Origin of the sequence: Pseudomonas psychrophila HA-4 (genome assembly GCF_000282975.1) — a bacterium.
GTDB classification, from domain to species: Bacteria; Pseudomonadota; Gammaproteobacteria; order Pseudomonadales; family Pseudomonadaceae; genus Aquipseudomonas; species Aquipseudomonas psychrophila_A.
Map to the genome: position 1 here is coordinate 151109 of NZ_ALJC01000128.1, position 16556 is coordinate 167664.

The 16556-nt window shown below is 47.6% G+C and carries 13 protein-coding genes and 1 pseudogene; 2 read left to right on the forward strand and 12 right to left on the reverse strand.

The window, feature by feature from the left end:
• The first annotated feature begins 37 nt into the window (after window positions 1-37).
• Window positions 38-1754: pseudogene (locus tag B347_RS0122740) on the forward strand (C13 family peptidase).
• A 26-nt stretch (window positions 1755-1780) separates the two neighbouring features.
• Complete coding sequence (locus tag B347_RS0122745) at window positions 1781-2422, forward strand: oxidoreductase (protein ID WP_019412001.1); 642 nt, start codon at window positions 1781-1783, stop codon at window positions 2420-2422.
• Window positions 2423-2566: 144 nt separating this feature from the next.
• Here B347_RS0122745 and B347_RS0122750 read toward each other — a convergent pair whose 3' ends face one another.
• The 12 genes from B347_RS0122750 to mpl form a co-directional block, all read right to left on the reverse strand.
• Window positions 2567-4033 (reverse strand): ABC-F family ATP-binding cassette domain-containing protein, encoded by a 1467-nt coding sequence (locus B347_RS0122750; RefSeq protein WP_019412002.1) that lies wholly within the window; start codon window positions 4031-4033, stop codon window positions 2567-2569.
• Complete coding sequence (locus B347_RS0122755) at window positions 4024-5448, reverse strand: phenylacetate--CoA ligase family protein (RefSeq protein ID WP_019412003.1); 1425 nt, start codon at window positions 5446-5448, stop codon at window positions 4024-4026. Before B347_RS0122755 ends, B347_RS0122750 begins: the two co-directional genes overlap by 10 nt.
• A 146-nt stretch (window positions 5449-5594) precedes the next feature.
• Window positions 5595-7217 (reverse strand): PLP-dependent transferase, encoded by a 1623-nt coding sequence (locus B347_RS25300; protein WP_019412004.1) that lies wholly within the window; start codon window positions 7215-7217, stop codon window positions 5595-5597.
• Window positions 7218-7275: 58 nt separating this feature from the next.
• Complete coding sequence (locus tag B347_RS0122765; protein WP_019412005.1) at window positions 7276-8046, reverse strand: ABC-2 family transporter protein; 771 nt, start codon at window positions 8044-8046, stop codon at window positions 7276-7278.
• A complete protein-coding gene (locus tag B347_RS0122770) occupies window positions 8047-8769 on the reverse strand; it encodes an ABC-2 family transporter protein (protein WP_019412006.1) in 723 nt (240 codons plus the stop codon).
• A 73-nt stretch (window positions 8770-8842) separates the two neighbouring features.
• Window positions 8843-9853, reverse strand: coding sequence for an ATP-binding cassette domain-containing protein (locus B347_RS25305; RefSeq protein WP_157786900.1), 1011 nt, complete (start codon window positions 9851-9853; stop codon window positions 8843-8845).
• A gap of 287 nt (window positions 9854-10140) precedes the next feature.
• The gene (locus B347_RS0122780) at window positions 10141-11394 is read right to left on the reverse strand and encodes an FAD-dependent oxidoreductase (RefSeq protein ID WP_100218059.1); all 1254 of its coding nucleotides are present in this window, start codon (window positions 11392-11394) and stop codon (window positions 10141-10143) included.
• A gap of 331 nt (window positions 11395-11725) precedes the next feature.
• Complete coding sequence (locus B347_RS0122785) at window positions 11726-12682, reverse strand: 2-hydroxyacid dehydrogenase (protein WP_019412009.1); 957 nt, start codon at window positions 12680-12682, stop codon at window positions 11726-11728.
• Complete coding sequence (locus B347_RS25645; protein WP_019412010.1) at window positions 12679-13878, reverse strand: pyridoxal phosphate-dependent aminotransferase; 1200 nt, start codon at window positions 13876-13878, stop codon at window positions 12679-12681. Before B347_RS25645 ends, B347_RS0122785 begins: the two co-directional genes overlap by 4 nt.
• Window positions 13879-14233: 355 nt before the next feature.
• Entirely contained in the window at window positions 14234-14524 is a 291-nt protein-coding gene (locus tag B347_RS0122795) for a YceK/YidQ family lipoprotein (RefSeq protein WP_026014365.1), read from the reverse strand.
• The gene (gene ubiX / locus B347_RS0122800; RefSeq protein WP_019412012.1) at window positions 14517-15146 is read right to left on the reverse strand and encodes a flavin prenyltransferase UbiX; all 630 of its coding nucleotides are present in this window, start codon (window positions 15144-15146) and stop codon (window positions 14517-14519) included. Before ubiX ends, B347_RS0122795 begins: the two co-directional genes overlap by 8 nt.
• Window positions 15143-16492, reverse strand: coding sequence for a UDP-N-acetylmuramate:L-alanyl-gamma-D-glutamyl-meso-diaminopimelate ligase (mpl, locus tag B347_RS0122805; RefSeq protein WP_019412013.1), 1350 nt, complete (start codon window positions 16490-16492; stop codon window positions 15143-15145). The genes ubiX and mpl overlap by 4 nt, the downstream gene beginning before the upstream one ends.
• Window positions 16493-16556 lie beyond the last annotated feature (64 nt).

Genomic DNA, 16556 nt, shown 5'->3' on the forward strand with positions numbered 1-16556 from the left:
GCGGCATACTCGGCAGCCTAACTATCCGGATCCCGCTATGCGCCCACTTGCCCCCCTTGCTTTGACCCTGCTACTGACGGCCTGTGGCGATGGCGAATCGCTATTGCCGCCTGACGCACGCCTGCCCGATGGCGGCCGCTATCGGGGTGAAGTGGTCAACGGGTTGCTGCAAGGTCAGGGCCGCATCGACTACCCCAATGGCAGTTGGTACGCAGGCCAGTTCAAAAATGGTCAATGGCAAGGCCAGGGCGAGTGGCATGGTAGCAATGGCGAGGTCTACGTCGGGCATTTCGAGCAGGGCCTGTTTAATGGCCAAGGCAGCCTGAGCACCCACAACAGCAGTTATGTCGGCGGCTTCAAGAACGGTCGGCGTGAAGGTGAAGGAACGCTTAAAGAAGGCGGCATGAGCTATCGCGGAGAGTTCAAGGATGACGAGTTTTCCGGGCTTGGCCATCTAGAGCTGGAAGACGGCAGCCAGTATCAAGGCCAGTTTGCCAACGGCAAGCCTAATGGCGAAGGCAAACGCAGCGATGCCACCGGCAATGAATTCAGCGGCCACTTTGTTAATGGTCAACTGGAAGGTAACGGTATTTTCAACAGCGCCGACGGCGATCAATACGTCGGGGCGTTCAAAAACAACCAACTGAACGGCAAAGGTCGTTATGAGAACGCCGACGGCGATGTCTGGATCGGCGAATTCAAAGACGGCGCGCTCACCGGCAAGGGTGAACTGATCGGCATTGATGGCAGCCATTATCGCGGCATGTTCAACGAGTGGCGCTTCAATGGCCCCGGCCACCTGAGCATGGCCGATGGCAGCACCTATGTCGGTGATTTTGCAGCCGATACGTATCAGGGCAACGGCACCTTGACCTTAAGTGATGGCACCGTCGAAAGCGGCTACTGGCTCAATGGCCAACGGGTGCGGGACGCCAAAGGGGGCGTGCTGCCCGACCCGCTTGAATTGGGCTTGCTCAATCAAGGCGAGTTGCTCAATCAGGCGCTGGAGGCAGTTCCCGCCTCAACCCCGGCCATTGAGCTGTACAGCTTGGTAGTGGCTGGCGATGGCAAGCAAAGCGTTTTCATGCGCGAGGCCGACTACGTCAACGACATGCTCGCCAGCCGTTTCGGCAGCCGCGGCCATATCACGCTGGTCAACCATCGAGACCACCTGATGGATCGCCCCATGGCGACCCGCGAAAACCTGCACCGTGCCGCCAAAACCCTGGCCGAACGTACCGGCCCGGAAGACTTGGTGTTCATCTACCTGACCAGTCACGGCACGCAAGAACATGAGTTGGTGCTGGACCAACCACGGCTGGAGTTGGCCGATTTGCCCGCCGACGACTTAGCCGCCGCGCTGGCCCCCCTAAAGAATCGCGACAAGGTCATTGTGATTTCATCCTGCTACTCGGGCGGTTTTATCCCGGCACTTAAGGACGAAAGAACCCTGATCATGACAGCCTCCCGGGCCGACCGCGTATCGTTTGGCTGCTCGGAAGAAGCCGACTTCACGTATTTCGGCAATGCCTTGTTCGCCCAAGCACTCAATCAGACCGATGACTTGCAAAAGGCCTTCACGCTGGCTCAACAGTTCATCACCGAGCGCGAGCAAACGGATGGCTACGAAGCCTCCGAACCTCAAATCTGGGCGCCCAAAGGCGTTCTAAATCACTGGCAACGTTTGCGTCAGCAACAAGCCAAACAGGCATTGCATAAATAGGTTGAACAGCAAGGCCGCAAAGAAGGACTAAGCTGAATGTATGAAGGGAGAACTCGCATGTACTTGACGCCTCAGCACATTCTGCTCGCGGGAGCCACGGGCTTGACGGGTGAGCTTCTGCTCGACCGCCTGCTCAACGAACCGACCATCAAGCGCGTGCTGGCACCCTCGCGCAAACCGCTGGCTGCCCACCCGCATCTGGAAAACCCCGTGGGTGACCCGGCCGTATTTTTGCCGCAACTGAGCGGCCAGGTAGAGGTAGCCTTCTGCTGCTTGGGCACCACCATCAAACAGGCAGGCTCAGAACAAGCGTTTCGTGCCGTGGATCACGACATGGTCGTGGCCTTTGCCAAACGCGCCCTGGAAATGGGGGCGCAGCACCTGATCGTTATCAGCGCAATCGGCGCCGATCCAAAATCCTCAGTGTTCTACAACCGGGTCAAAGGCGAGATGGAGCAATCGTTGCGCGCTCAAGGCTGGCCACAATTGACCATTGCTCGCCCGTCACTGCTGATTGGCGAGCGCCAGGAAGAACGCCCCGTGGAAAAAATTGCGGGCACGCTGTCCAAATTGATTCCGGGTAAGTACCACGGCATCGAAGTGTGCGAACTGGCCCGAGCCTTGTGGCGACTGGCGCTGGAAGAGCAAAAAGGTGTGCGGGTCGTTGAGTCGGATGAGTTACGTAAGTTAGGCAAGTAATGCTACAAACTGAAGGTCTTGTTGGCTTTGGCCCAATGGGGAAGCTAATAAGACAGCATGCTGCCTGGAGAACCTTCACAGAGCTCCAGCAGCGCTCTGCCTTTCTATATGAGTACTCATAGCGTCATTTCTAGGTCCGTCACTCTACGAATGGCGTTCGCTGCACACGCCATTTGCAATATCAAAATACCGAGTGCCCACGTTCTCAACAAACCGTGCATCATGAGAAACCAAGATAGCAGCTGGGTTAAGACGCAGGACTGCACTTTCCAGCATTTCTTGAGAACTAATATCCAAATGGTTAGTGGGTTCGTCGAATATTAAAAAATTGGGCTTCATTAATCGAAGCGCCAAAATTGCCAGACGAGCACGCTCGCCATAACTAAGCTTCCCTATTTGCTTCTGAGTCTCCAGATATGAAAACCCTGAAGAGGCCAGCTTACTTATTGCTTGTTGGTGGCTAAGACAAAAACTTTCAGTGATAAAATCTAAAACCTGAGACCCAACAGGCAATAATGAAAGCTCTTGATCAAGCACACCGACCCTGACAGATGGCCCAAGCTTGATACAAGGATCATTATTCGCACAAATAGCTCTGACTAGAGAACTTTTACCACTCCCATTAGCACCACAAAAAACAACCCTGTCGCCTTGATTAACCACAAGTTCTTTAAGCACAAACAATAAATCACCGCCCTCCGCGCACACGTTTAAATCTTTAATTTGAAGTATTCTCTTTCCCGCAAATTCGTCTACTGCCAAGGCAATATCACGATCTTTGACGACTTGCTTTTCAGGCAACCTCATTTCTAAACTTTTAATTTTTCTTTCAATTTGCTTAGCTTTTTGCAGGGCTCTATCACTGTAATTATTAACGCCTATCTGGCGCTGAAGCTTGGCACTTTTTTTGAGCCTTTCAATTTCGTTGACACCGTCAGCCCTCGCAGACAGCAAAGCCTGTTCCTGTTCCAATAGCAACCGTTTGGCTTTCGTATAAGGCACGTCAAAACAAGATGCACGTCCGCCACTCAGTAAGACGGTGGCATTGGTGATGGCATCAAGAAAAGCCCTATCATGACTGATCAGCGCAAACGTTGTAATCAATTGACTGTCTCGAAGCAAAGAGGAGACAAGAGCAATATGTGAGTAATCTAAATGATTAGTAGGCTCATCCAACAACAACACATCAGGTTCCATAATGATTGCTTTAGCTATCATTACCATTTTTTTCCAGCCGCCACTTAATTGAGCGAAAAGCAAATCCCGATCGCTCATTGGAAAGTGCATCAATTCAAGCACATAATGAACACGCCATTGGTCCGTAACCGGGTCATCCAGACACGCCGACAACATATTGACCGGAGTTAATTCATTCCAACAACTGTTGAACCCTTGCTCCACATACTCGTAACGCAAGCCCTTAGCAAGAGTTATACGCCCGTCATAATCTTCCAACTGCTTAACAATGCAGCGTAAAAGCGTACTTTTCCCGACACCGTTATCTCCCACAATACCTATTCGATCTCCAGCCTCGATAGACATATTTATATTTGAAATAAGCGGCTTTTCGTTAAACCTTAAAGAAACATTATCAAGACGAATTAATGGCATAACGCGTTAACTCCCCATTCACGAACAATGCATCGCCGCTTGTACGACTTTTGCATCGGAAACACGTCAACGTCACGATGCACTACCTGAATGGGGTAGCCAAATAAACACGATAGCCTCTGTTCGAAATCGTCCACTATGTCAGCCATTTTTTTGTAAGGCTGTCCTACATAGTGAGTCAGTAACTCAACCAACTCTGAACTTTTTTGTACCACTCGAAATTTTCGCAGGGTGCGGTCTGGTGTTATTAATATGTCATCTACGGCAGCAAGGACAGATGCACTTGGAACAACCACATGATCGCGAGTGAGAAAGGCGTCGTCACGCCGTCCGTTTATTTCATCAATGGACGAACACATACACCCACACGCACAGAGCGTGCTAAGACTGCTCTTTTTGGCAACATCCCCATGATCGAAACGTATTAAGGGCATCAGCTCATTATTAAGGTCTGTACACACCACACTTCCAAATCCATGCGTATCAGCGTCCACAATTTCAAGATAAACCCCGTCTTCAATAACATGGTACTGACCCTGAGCACATTGCGTAGCGATCATGCCAATCTCTTCAGAACTGTACTCATCGAGTACGGGGACGCCCAAAGCCATAGAGTAATAGTTTCGCTCAGCGTGCGTGCTACTTTCAGAGTTCGTCAAAATGGCTTCAACGCCACTCATTTTTACCGCGACCTTGTGCTTGAGTATCAAAGGCAGATAACTGGGCAAAGTAACAATGAGCCGGGGCCGTAATAACAAAAGGTGCTCGCCCAAAGGGGTGTCAGGGAGCAGGTCGGGCAACTGGAACGTGCGGTACTTTCCGTGCAATGACGAAAATGCCAAACCAGAATGATGAAGCATGTACACCCAATCGTTTTCTTGCAGGGGGCGCTTTAAACTGGTGCTATAAAAACGCATGACCTGCAGGTGATCTAGAATAATATCGTCATCATCGCTATAGACCGTGAACGGTTTTCCACTTGAACCCGATGTTCTGGAGGTATTGGCAATGTCAACAAGATCAGGATCATTAACCCTGTCACGGGGATCGACGCTATTGAGATGATCTTTGGTTACAACAGGAAGCCGCTCAAAATCGGAGAATTTTTCAATACAACCTACTTCGTAACCACATGCGCTATACAAGTCATGATAAAAAGGAACGTTTTTAAAAGCATTGCTCACAAGATTCTGAATTTTAATAAGTTGATACTTTTTTATATCAGCGCTTCGTCTGAATAAAAACTCACCCATCCCCCCGGATTTCTTTGACCATTCATCCAGACACTTCCCTTGAAGATCATACGAGTCAGTAGAACGTCTCCCTACTCGGTCTGCCAATTCTTTGAGAACTTTAAGCTTGCCTATTCCTTGCCGTGGGCCATACAGCCCTTCTAGAACATAAAACTTTCCCATTACATTACTCTTCCGTTATTGTTTTATTATAAATTATTTTATATAACCTCAAACACAGAACCCCGCCACACATCAAGTACCTGCGGACATTGTGATACTTATTGGCGGGCCTATTTCTGGTTCAAAAACTCAATGCACGCACCGACTCAGAAAACTAGTTCCTGCGTAGAGTGTTCATCTATAAAAAGAGCTTCAGGCGCAAATGAAAGTTGTTCTAGATAATCACTCAATGTACTGACAATAATATTCGTCAGACGCTCCATGAGTAATGAATCTTCCTCGCCTATAGAGAATCGCAGGTAGGAAGGCATGTCATCTGCCATAGCGGTCGCTGAAACACGGGTGGTTATGAACCCATAACTAACGCCCTTTGTAATGGGCACACGACACTCACGACAACGTTGCAACAAAACATCAATAAATAGTTCCAATAGCACGCGATCATTGAATGCTTCATTTTTCATTTTAAGCGCTACGACACACCCTCCATGTTTCCAGCCAAGATCGAACCAATTCGATGGATAAGATAAATCAGTATGAGCAGCAATATGACTGTTAGCTAATAGCATCTTTTTAAAAAATTGAGCATTGCCACTCAGTATGCTCATTCGTCTCAGATACAATTCACGACTGTACACTGGAAATTTACCCACACCCGATTGATAAAGTACAGTTCCGGTATTACGTCGATGGATGCTCATTTGAGAAATGTATTTTTTGCTTGCCACCACAACTCCGAGCATCTGCAAATCAAGGCCTAACTGCAGATATTTTGTCCCACTTTCATAATAAAGTATCGAAGGATGGTTCTCGGCGTTAAAGACAGAGAATACATCCATGCCTCCAGATACCATCGTCCCATCAATAACAAGCCATTTATCTCGCCAATCGAATAACTCAATCTTCTTAGCCAAAGACTTGAAATCACAAATATCAAGAGATATGTTATTCGCCATTGGGTCAATAAAAAAAACGCGAGCGCGCGCTGAGTTAACCACATCTATAAACTCATCCAACCCCCAAGACTCTGCGCAAATCAACTCAATATGCTTGAGTCTTTTAAGTTGCTCTTGCGCTTCGAAATAAATATAAGGGCTTGTAACAACTCTAGTGCCCGCGAACAAAACAGTGTCCAGCAAAAAACTCTCGATGACCGTGTAAGCAGCTTGCCCTGAAGAGGTAAGTAACAAATCATGTGTATCACTATTAAATCCCATTCCTTGTAGCAAACTCTGCTCAGCTTCTCGTAACGATAATGATCCATAGCGCTCATAGTTAACAGCCGAACTTGTATTCTCACGCGGATCAAAAAACATAACGCATCCACTCTGATCGCTACTGGCACTGCACCAGGTTAAGCAATTTTTCAAAAAAGAATATTCTTGAATCATCAAGCGATATGCATTGCACGCCAAGGCAGGCGCAAGTCCCCTCCCTATAAGCTCCTTCAAACGTAACTGAACACTGGCAATGCGCCCGACAACATAGTTAACACTTTCATGGTCTACAAAAAGATTATCGACTACGGCAAGCAGCACATGATTTTCTGTCGCGAGCAAAATTTTCTTGAACTTTACATCCAGCTCTACGAGTAGTTCATACCAAATTGAACCCACCTCATGCTGCAAGGCTATTGCTTCAGGACGTAAGTATTGCTCATCACAGGTATTTCCGTTTATTACTCGATAAATATTCGTCCGCTTGCCCATCATTGATTGAACTGTATTCTCAGAATTTTCTTGTTGTTTTCCCGCGCATTCAATACTCATTATTAAGTTTCCTCGGAGGGTAGTACTCATCTCGAACAGATTTTAGCTGCCGTGAAAATCAACCACCAATGCTGTCAAAGCGTGCAAACAATCGATAAATCATTTTCAACACTAAAGCAAAACACACTACAACAATCAAACCATAGGTAATGACCAGCCCCGTGAGGCCATGATAAAGCGCATCAAGTGCAACGGAGGCAAACACGACCATGGGCAGAACAAGAACAAAAAAATGCAAAAGACCTTGCGAATAAAATGTTGAAGGTAATAAAGCAAAATTGAAGATGGACAAATGAATGTAGTCCACGGGCAATTGCCTTTGTGTCAGAAAGGAAAAAGCATTAAGTGCCAGCAAAAATACCAGATTTGCCAACACACCGAGCACCATGACTATCAGGTACACACCTGTATTAAAAGTACTTTTCCAGAATGGTTCAAAGCGCACCACCTCCAACATCAAACACACGCCAATAAATAGTATTGCCGCAATAATGTAATAGGCTTTGCACCACCTAAATAAAATGATCACCATTAAACTTATAGGCTTCACAAGCAATACATCAGCCTTGCCACGAGTCAGCTCGCCGAAAAAATCAGTGATTGCAAATTTAAAAAAACCAACAACCAAGCTTCCTATCGCATAGGAGACAAAAAAAACCAACAACCAATTCCCATCCCCCACCTCAAATGCAACCAAAGAATTGATCACATCAAAAAACACGAACTGAATGCTGTAAGCCAATACAATAGCAAGGATGACGCCCAGTAAATTCGCCTTGTAACGGAGCTCTCCCTTGATCGCATTCAATATCAATAAATATATATGCACTTAACCTCCAACACTTGAGTAACGCACACAGGCCAATTTATAAAATATTGAGCACGCGCCATATATCAACACAAACCACACTATAAAAAGCAACAACAATTCAACGCCCAACGCCATACTTGGCCGAAGCAAGAACTCAGCAGGACCACTAATAAACAACCTGAACGGATTATATTGCATAAAGGGTTTTATTGTTTCCGGCCAGTATGAAAGCGGCAGTAATGTCCCGCCTACAACACTGGATAAAACCACCTGAAAACTGATAATCATGTCAGATTTCGTCAGCCAAAATGCAGCCAAAGACATCAAAAATCCCACGATAAAGCATAAGACTAAATTCAATACGCTAAGACCAAGAAAGCCTAACGGCCCCACCCACCCCGTACCGGTGAAGCCCATATAGACCGCAATAACCACTAACGGAATAAAATAAAGAGACGCTCCACCGAGAAAAATATAAAAATGATAACTTAAATAACTCAAGGGTTTGACAAAGAAACTTTCTAACTGACCCTGCCTAACATGCTCCGAAACATCCATAACCAAATCATAGGCATTATTAAATCGCCCTAAGGCAAGCACACAGATGTAATACAGGTACATTTCATCTAATGAGTACCCAGGCAACTCGCCAGCACGCGCCCCCTCATAAACAAACGTCCATACTGCGAACTGTATAAAAAAAGGGATACCTGTAGCAATGACCAAATCCGTAATCAGCATGGATCGGTCCCGGTAGCTTGAAAGCAAACCCGTTTTAAACAGCGAAACGCAGGCTATTGAATTCATAGTTTAATTACTCACTGGCCCATGAATTGAATAAATTTACGACACTATTTTCAAAATCTAAAGCTTTGATCTCTAACGTGTAAATTCCGGGCTCAAACAGTTCGTAAACAGTTGTTATTTTAGAGGTGCTGACTACGTACACCAGTTGCTCATTAGCCTCACTGACCGGGTCAAGTTGCTGAGAGGCTTGCATTTTTTGTTTGAACTTTTCCAACACCGCTTCGTATTGCTCTTGCGCTACCGTCGTCACGGTGAGCTGCACCGTATCCTTAAGTTCATCATTAAGCTCACGCATACTTCCATCAAAACGGATTCGCCCTCGATCTAATATGATCGCCTCCTCACAACAGGACTCAATATCCCCTAAATCATGACTCGTCAAAAATATAGAAAGCCCCTCTACTTTTCTCTTGTAATTTAAATATTTTCGAATCTCATATTTTGATGTCACATCAAGCCCCACTGTTGGCTCATCCAAAAAAATCAGCGTGGGAGCATGCATCAAATTTAATGCTAATTCACATTTAACTCGCTCGCCCAAGCTCAAGTTACGCACTGGCCTATTAAGTACATTGGCCAGATTTAGGGCTTCAACCAACTCACTTAAACGCTCTGAATAATCAATATTAGAAACACCATATATTTTACGGTAGGTATCGAGACTGGTCTTCACAGGCAAGTCCCACCACAATGAGGTCTTATGGCCGAACACTGCGCCTATTTGTTTAAGAAATTGTCGGTCACGCTTGCTCGGATCAAACCCCAAAACCCGGACTGATCCAGAAGTAGGTTTTTGTATACCGCACAATATTTTAATTAAACTGGATTTACCCGCACCATTAGGCCCAATAAAACCAAGTGCCGACCCGGGCCGCAGGGAAAAATTGATATCGGTTAGACAGGCGTGCATATCGTACTCAGGACGTACTATACGGCGAAGCCATTGAGCCGCATTGATACTTTCTTTTGGGAGAAAATAATTTTTGCACACAGACGAAACATTTATGACCGTTTCCATCGCCCACCACATTAATATACCGATACGTAGCTAGAAAAATACAACTCAGCGCAGTCGTACTCTGTTAGAAAAACAATCTATGCGTTAGAAACTCAAGCACACTATTAAAATCAGCACACCATTTTATATGGATCCACTCATGGCACTATTTGCAAATGCTTTAGCGTTACTCAGGCACCCCTCTATCAAAATAGTGCTTCTACTGAGAGACCACGTTTTACATCACAACAAAGCCTCATCAACTCTCCAACATGACACATTGTATGCTGCTAGCTTTACCCAGCTACTCAAGCGTCCCTATTCACCCCTGATATATTGTGATTACGTCTAAACAAATTAGCAGGATCGTACCTTTTCTTGGCGAGAAATAAGCGTTCGCTACCCCGCCATACGAATTCTCTCTTACCCACTTCTGAGGGTGTGTAATTAGAGTACGAAGTTCCTTGCCACTCATCAGCCATACACTCTGCTGAAGACCTTACCCAGTTTATGTATTTCACGTCATCTGCGGGCACCAACCAGCGTGCCGAAAATAGAATGCCATAATGCATCTTCACAAGCGGTAATGCACAGCTCACTGCTTGATTTATTCTTCGTGAAGGATTGAAATGCTCTAGTGTAATACTGCAGTTTTCCCCAGGCATGCTCTTGGCACATGCTAATAATGACGTTGATATTTCAGCTCCCATAAAATCTGGGCATACAGACTTCCAATAACCTCTCATGGGCGTAGAAAAGTGTTCATCTGACCACGATTGCCAAGATGCATAATTACGCGTTATCAACGCATGCTTTATCGATGCACCCAGGTAGCTCTCAAGTTGATGTATCTCCCTATTATCCGGGGAGTTGCTGAGACAAAAATCGATGAAAAGCTTACATACACGGCCACCATTAACGACTTTAAGTAAAGGAGCAACTACAAGATTAGGCGGACAATACTCATTCAAATAAACAATTAAATTCTTGAATATCTCCTCTATGCTTTCATCAAAAACTTCGATGGTTCCGCAATACACTGTCGGCAGTAGTGATAGTCGAAACCTGAACTCGAGCACAATACCGAAATTTCCTCCTCCTCCCCGCAGTGCCCACAATAACTCTTCATGCGCTGGATCTTCCGCGTTGACAATAGTTCCATTGGCAAGCAGCACATCCGCACCGATTAAGCTTTCACATGTATAGCCAAGGCTACCCAGAAGCCAGCCTATGCCTCCCCCCAGTGTCAATCCAGCAATACCGGTGTCACTTACGGTCCCGACAGGGATGACATAGCCTCTTTGACATAGAGTATTATCGATGTCGCGTAAACGAGCTCCTGGCAGTATTCGTGCTATTCCATTTTCTGCGTCCACATGCACATCAGTGAAAGGGGAGAAGTCAATCAGTATTCCTCCGTGTGTAGAACCGAACCCCGCAATATGATGCCCACCGCCTCTGATAGCGAGTTCAATATTATGAAGAGCCCCATACTTCACAACGGCCTTTAATACCGCTCGGCTCATTGTCTGAACTATCATTATCGGATAAAGGTCATGCATTCGGTTATACACTTTCCGGGATTCTTCATACGCAGGATCACCCGGAAATATAATAACGACACCCTCGAACTTATCCAGCAACTCTCTGCCAAAATTGCTATGGCCTGTCACTATTAATCCCCCGCATTAAAAACGGCTAAGCACCCTAACGGCTATCGACACCAAAGAGAAAACAATATTAGAACTTCACATCCCCAAGCAGACAGCCAGCAACGAAAGTCAAACCCATAGCACATTTGCCAATCTATTGATCACTCAAAAAACGATAGCCAGCGCACTACAAGAACAGCTTATAAGCTGCCAAATTCACGCACTCAGGAAACACATTCAATCACCTGGCATTTTTCACAACATCAACACTATTTTTTAGCTCGGCTATCGCATGCAACAACATTGCTCTCAATGCATCCTTCTTCTGACCTGCCAGATGCGAAGTCACCACCAAATTTCTGGAGGGCAATGTGAGCAACTGATAAGGGTCGCCTAAGGCACCGATATTATCTACCCCCTCATTATAGTAACCATCGATAAAACAAAAGGCTTCCGGCTTATTCCGCAAATGGTTTTTAAGACTCTCTGCGCAGACAATTCTCGGGCTAGACATATTGAAAATTGACAAGTTATATTTTGACTTTTCTAATACAGCTCTATCAACCAACCCATAAGTATCCTCACACCCAGCGATGTGAATAAATAGACAATCTACTGCCTCTACCATTTCTTGAATAGAGGTGTAATTCAAACCTAACGACAGTTCGGCGTCATACTTTCTATGGCGTGACCAGTAATATAAATTTCTACATCCTTTCTCACGAAGCGCTTTAGCGACTTCTTGTCCAATATTCCCCATACCGATAATTCCGACACTCTGATCTACCACAGAAGGACGTACGGTTTGGGGCCAGCGACTGCCATCTTTCACACACTCAATGCTTTCAAATATGCCAGCAGTGCACACTGTCATCATCGCTAACGTAAACTCGGCGACGGCCAGAACATTCAAGCCCGGGGTATTTGAAACGTTGATACCTTTTTGCGTCGCAGCTTCAATGTCCACAAAACTGGCTGTACCGGTCCCCATCACCACCACGTGCTTTAACTCGCTTGCACAGCTGAGCCAGTGAGCAGATACATATTCGGGGCCACCTACGATATAACCGTGCACAGAAGGCAATATGTCTAGAATATGTTGCTCGCTGACGGGTTTGCGCAGGTGTATTAGCTTAACCTCGGAAGAGAATGCGCCCGCGGGGACGTCAAAATCTCCCGTGACCAGAACGGTCCTCATGCATGTACCACATGAGAAATAGTAAACGTCTTCAACTGCTGACTTTCGGCCAGATCATTTAATGCTTTTTTCAACTGATCGATCGAGTGCTTGAACACATGATCCGGTTTAAGTACCGCAATTCTCACCCGGTTGTGTCCTGCTGTGTGATGGCTGTTCCAATAAAAGTAACGACCCGGTAACACCGCAACTCCATAGGTAGCCAAATAAGCCGTCAAATTCAAATCATCAAGCCCCGTAGACTCTATATTCAACCAGACCACACTCATGGTTGCATCACTGGAAGGTGATTCAACTACAACCTGCGTAGTCGATAATGCTTTATAGGCGTACCTGGCGTTATCTCTCACCAATGACTGGATATAGGAAACTCCACCTTTGGCCTGCGTAGCATCTATAAATTCAATAAGAATGCGCAGGGATAAATTTGAGCTACACAGGTAAATTTCTTCATAAATGCTACGGACACTGGCAGCATTATCTTCACTGTACGAAAGGAGGCTAACCTTAGTGTCTAAACTCGGCCATTGTTTCCCGGTATCCTCAAGAATAATAAAGGAGGCCTTTTTTTCCAACAGCATCTGGTATTCATCAACCGTGTTGTTATTGCAGAACCTGAATGAAGTATCGAGCACCACAACCACGCCCTGCTCGACGCAAAGGTCCATGACTTGCGACATCATGCCTTCGCTGATGACCGTGCCTGTCGGGTTGTTGGGATTGACCAAGAACAGCACATCAATTTTTTCTGCTGCTAGAATTTCCCGCAAACACCCTATATCGCTGAATACCGCTTCTGCGACAGGCTTTAAATTAACTTCACGACGCCTCAGCAATTGCGCCAGGTTATCAAAAGTAGGCTCTACCAAACCAACGGTATAATTCATTTCTCGCGCCCACGCGCCAACAATATCAATACTGTTCGACGCTGTTGGGCACACGGAAAAGAAAGTGTGCCCTTTAAGACCTTGAAGCCCGAAGTAATCAGAGAATTTATCTTTAAATAGTAATTCCATTTCAGGCACTGGGATTTTCTCAGCAGCCCCCCACAACTCAGGCAACGCACTGACTACCGAACTGAAACACTGTGTTGCTGATAAGTAGCTATGCCCATCTGCCAAATTGTAAGGCGCCGACAAGCCATACACTTCCAGCTCAGTCAGACAGTTGTTTTTGGACAACGTCGATTTTTCCATTTTTGTTATTCCTGATCGATAGCCACAACACAATGAGCAAGCGACAACACATAACCAACGAAAACCATAACTTTCACGCCGCCATGCTAATAGCCATCAATCAAGTTTGTATACCTGATATTCAAACACCCACCGTTCAAAACATTTCAACTTCACAGTAAATATTTCATCTAGCGTAATTTAAACACCACTCACTGTAGGACTAGGATACTTAGACTTAGCGCTAATTCTGAATAGGGCATTAACCTTCCAGAATCACGATTTCTTGATACACACTTACTTTCAACTTACTAATACATTCATTAAATACGCACGCAATACAACGTAGGGCTTTTAGTCTTGGCTAATAAGACAGTTAAAACCCACCCGTGGCCTGAAAACCCACGCCCAGCACAGTCAGCACCGATAAGGGCAATAGCAGGGTGTCCAGCAGGGCGCTGGCGGGCAGGTCTACTGCCGGGTAACGAGGTGCATCAGCACCAAAGTGATCTTTCGCACAGCAGCCGCCTTGCAGCGCATACCAGTCCAGTCGAGTACCTGAATAGACAATCGGCGCACCCGGCTGCGCTGCGTTCAGCGTGCTTACACTGGCGCAGCCACTGAGTTGAATACCCAGCAGCAGCGCCAACAGAAGGGATTTAATCATCGCCGCCGACATGGTGCTCGCCCCATCGCGGGAGCATGTCTTGCGGGATGTTGAGCAGATTAAGAATGCGAGCCACCACGAAGTCCACCAGATCATCAATGGTTTGCGGCTGGTGATAGAAACCAGGGGACGCGGGCAAGATTACAGCGCCCATGTTTGACAGCTTGAGCATGTTTTCCAGGTGGATACTGGAGTACGGCGCCTCACGCGGCACCAATATCAACTGCCGACGCTCTTTAAGCGTTACATCGGCTGCCCGCTCAATCAGGTTGTTGCACGCCCCTGTGGCAATGGCCGATAGCGTGCCCGTCGAACACGGCACCACGACCATCGCAGCCGGTGCTCCAGAGCCTGACGCCACCGGCGACATCCAGTCTTCCTTGCCGTACACACGAATCTGCCCGGCTGCCGCGCCGGTGTATTCGGTCAGAAAGGCCTGCATGGTTTGTGGCTTAGGTGGCAGGCTGACATCGGTTTCGGTCGCCATGACCAACTGCGCCGCTTTAGAAATCAGGAAGTGGACTTCGCGGTCTTCCCGAACCAAGCAATCGAGCAGACGCAATGCATAGGGCATACCCGAGGCGCCGGTCACGGCCAGCGTAATGCGCTCTGGGCCGCTCATTGCAGCGCGTCCGCTAACTTGCCATGCAGGCCGCCGAAGCCGCCGTTGCTCATGATCACCACGTGAGTACCGGGTTTAGCCTGCGCTTTAACGTCAGCAATGATGGCCTCCAACGAATCGCAAACCAGCGTCGGCACGGGGCTTGATGCCACGGTCGCAGCCAAGTCCCAACCCAGATTGGCCGGTGCGTACCACACCACGTGATCGGCCTGAACCACACTTTGCGGCAAGCCATCGCGGTGCGCGCCAAGTTTCATGGAGTTAGAGCGAGGCTCGATCACCGCGATCAGCGGCGCATCGCCAATGCGTTTGCGCAGCCCGTCGAGCGTGGTCGCAATAGCGGTTGGATGGTGAGCAAAGTCGTCGTAGATCGTAATACCGCGCACTTCAGCAACTTTTTCCATACGCCGTTTTACGCTTTTGAAGGCGCTCAGGCCGTCAATCGCCAAACTCGGCACCACACCCACATGGCGGGCTGCTGCCAAGGTAGCCAAGGCGTTGGCCACGTTGTGCTGACCAGTCATGTCCCACTCGACCGTGCCTTGAACTGCGCCTTCAAACAGCACCTCAAAGCGCGAGCCGTCTTCACTAAGCAGCCGAGCTTGCCATTGGCCACCTTCGCCGGTGGTTTGCACCGGGGTCCAGCAGCCCATTTCAATCACACGTTGCAAGGCAGGTTCGGTGGTGGGATGAATCACCAGCCCCTCACTCGGAATGGTACGCACCAAGTGATGAAATTGGCGCTCAATCGCGGGCAGATCGGGGAAGATATCAGCGTGATCGAACTCAAGATTGTTGAGGATCGCGGTGCGAGGGCGGTAGTGAACGAACTTGGAACGCTTGTCGAAGAACGCACTGTCGTACTCATCGGCTTCAACGACGAAAAATGGCGTGTCGCCTAAACGGGCCGAGACGGCAAAGTTTTGTGGCACACCGCCGATCAGGAAACCCGGCGCCATGCCCGCGTGTTCAAGCACCCAGGCCAGCATGCTGCTAGTGGTGGTTTTGCCATGCGTACCGGCAACAGCCAGCACCCAACGGCCTTGCAGCACATGATCAGCCAGCCATTGCGGACCTGACACATAAGGCAGGCCTTTATTGAGCACGTATTCAACCGCCGGGTTGCCACGCGACAGTGCGTTGCCGATGACCACCAGATCGGGGGCAGGGTTGAGCTGCGCCGGGTCGTAACCTTGGGTCAATTCAATGCCTTGAGCTTGCAGTTGGGTGCTCATTGGCGGATAGACGTTAGCGTCAGAACCGGTAACGTGATGGCCCAGTTCTTTGGCCAATACCGCCAGCGAACCCATGAAAGTGCCGCAAATACCAAGAATATGAATATGCATAGTCGACCTCGTAAATCATCGGCGAAGGGTAGGTTTTTAAGTAGCAAGCGGCAAGCTATAAGCG

Excerpts from the sequence above, each read along its gene's own strand:
- B347_RS0122745 (WP_019412001.1), top strand. The coding sequence starts at position 1,781 with ATGTACTTGACGCCTCAGCACATTCTGCTCGCGGGAGCCACGGGCTTG.
- B347_RS0122750 (WP_019412002.1), bottom strand. The coding sequence starts at position 4,033 with ATGCCATTAATTCGTCTTGATAATGTTTCTTTAAGGTTTAACGAAAAG.
- B347_RS0122755 (WP_019412003.1), bottom strand. The coding sequence starts at position 5,448 with ATGGGAAAGTTTTATGTTCTAGAAGGGCTGTATGGCCCACGGCAAGGA.
- B347_RS25300 (WP_019412004.1), bottom strand. The coding sequence starts at position 7,217 with ATGAGTATTGAATGCGCGGGAAAACAACAAGAAAATTCTGAGAATACA.
- B347_RS0122770 (WP_019412006.1), bottom strand. The coding sequence starts at position 8,769 with ATGCTGATTACGGATTTGGTCATTGCTACAGGTATCCCTTTTTTTATA.
- B347_RS25305 (WP_157786900.1), bottom strand. The coding sequence starts at position 9,853 with ATGGAAACGGTCATAAATGTTTCGTCTGTGTGCAAAAATTATTTTCTC.
- B347_RS0122780 (WP_100218059.1), bottom strand. The coding sequence starts at position 11,394 with ATGCATGACCTTTATCCGATAATGATAGTTCAGACAATGAGCCGAGCG.
- B347_RS0122785 (WP_019412009.1), bottom strand. The coding sequence starts at position 12,682 with ATGAGGACCGTTCTGGTCACGGGAGATTTTGACGTCCCCGCGGGCGCA.
- B347_RS25645 (WP_019412010.1), bottom strand. The coding sequence starts at position 13,878 with ATGGAAAAATCGACGTTGTCCAAAAACAACTGTCTGACTGAGCTGGAA.
- B347_RS0122795 (WP_026014365.1), bottom strand. The coding sequence starts at position 14,524 with ATGATTAAATCCCTTCTGTTGGCGCTGCTGCTGGGTATTCAACTCAGT.
- ubiX (WP_019412012.1), bottom strand. The coding sequence starts at position 15,146 with ATGAGCGGCCCAGAGCGCATTACGCTGGCCGTGACCGGCGCCTCGGGT.
- mpl (WP_019412013.1), bottom strand. The coding sequence starts at position 16,492 with ATGCATATTCATATTCTTGGTATTTGCGGCACTTTCATGGGTTCGCTG.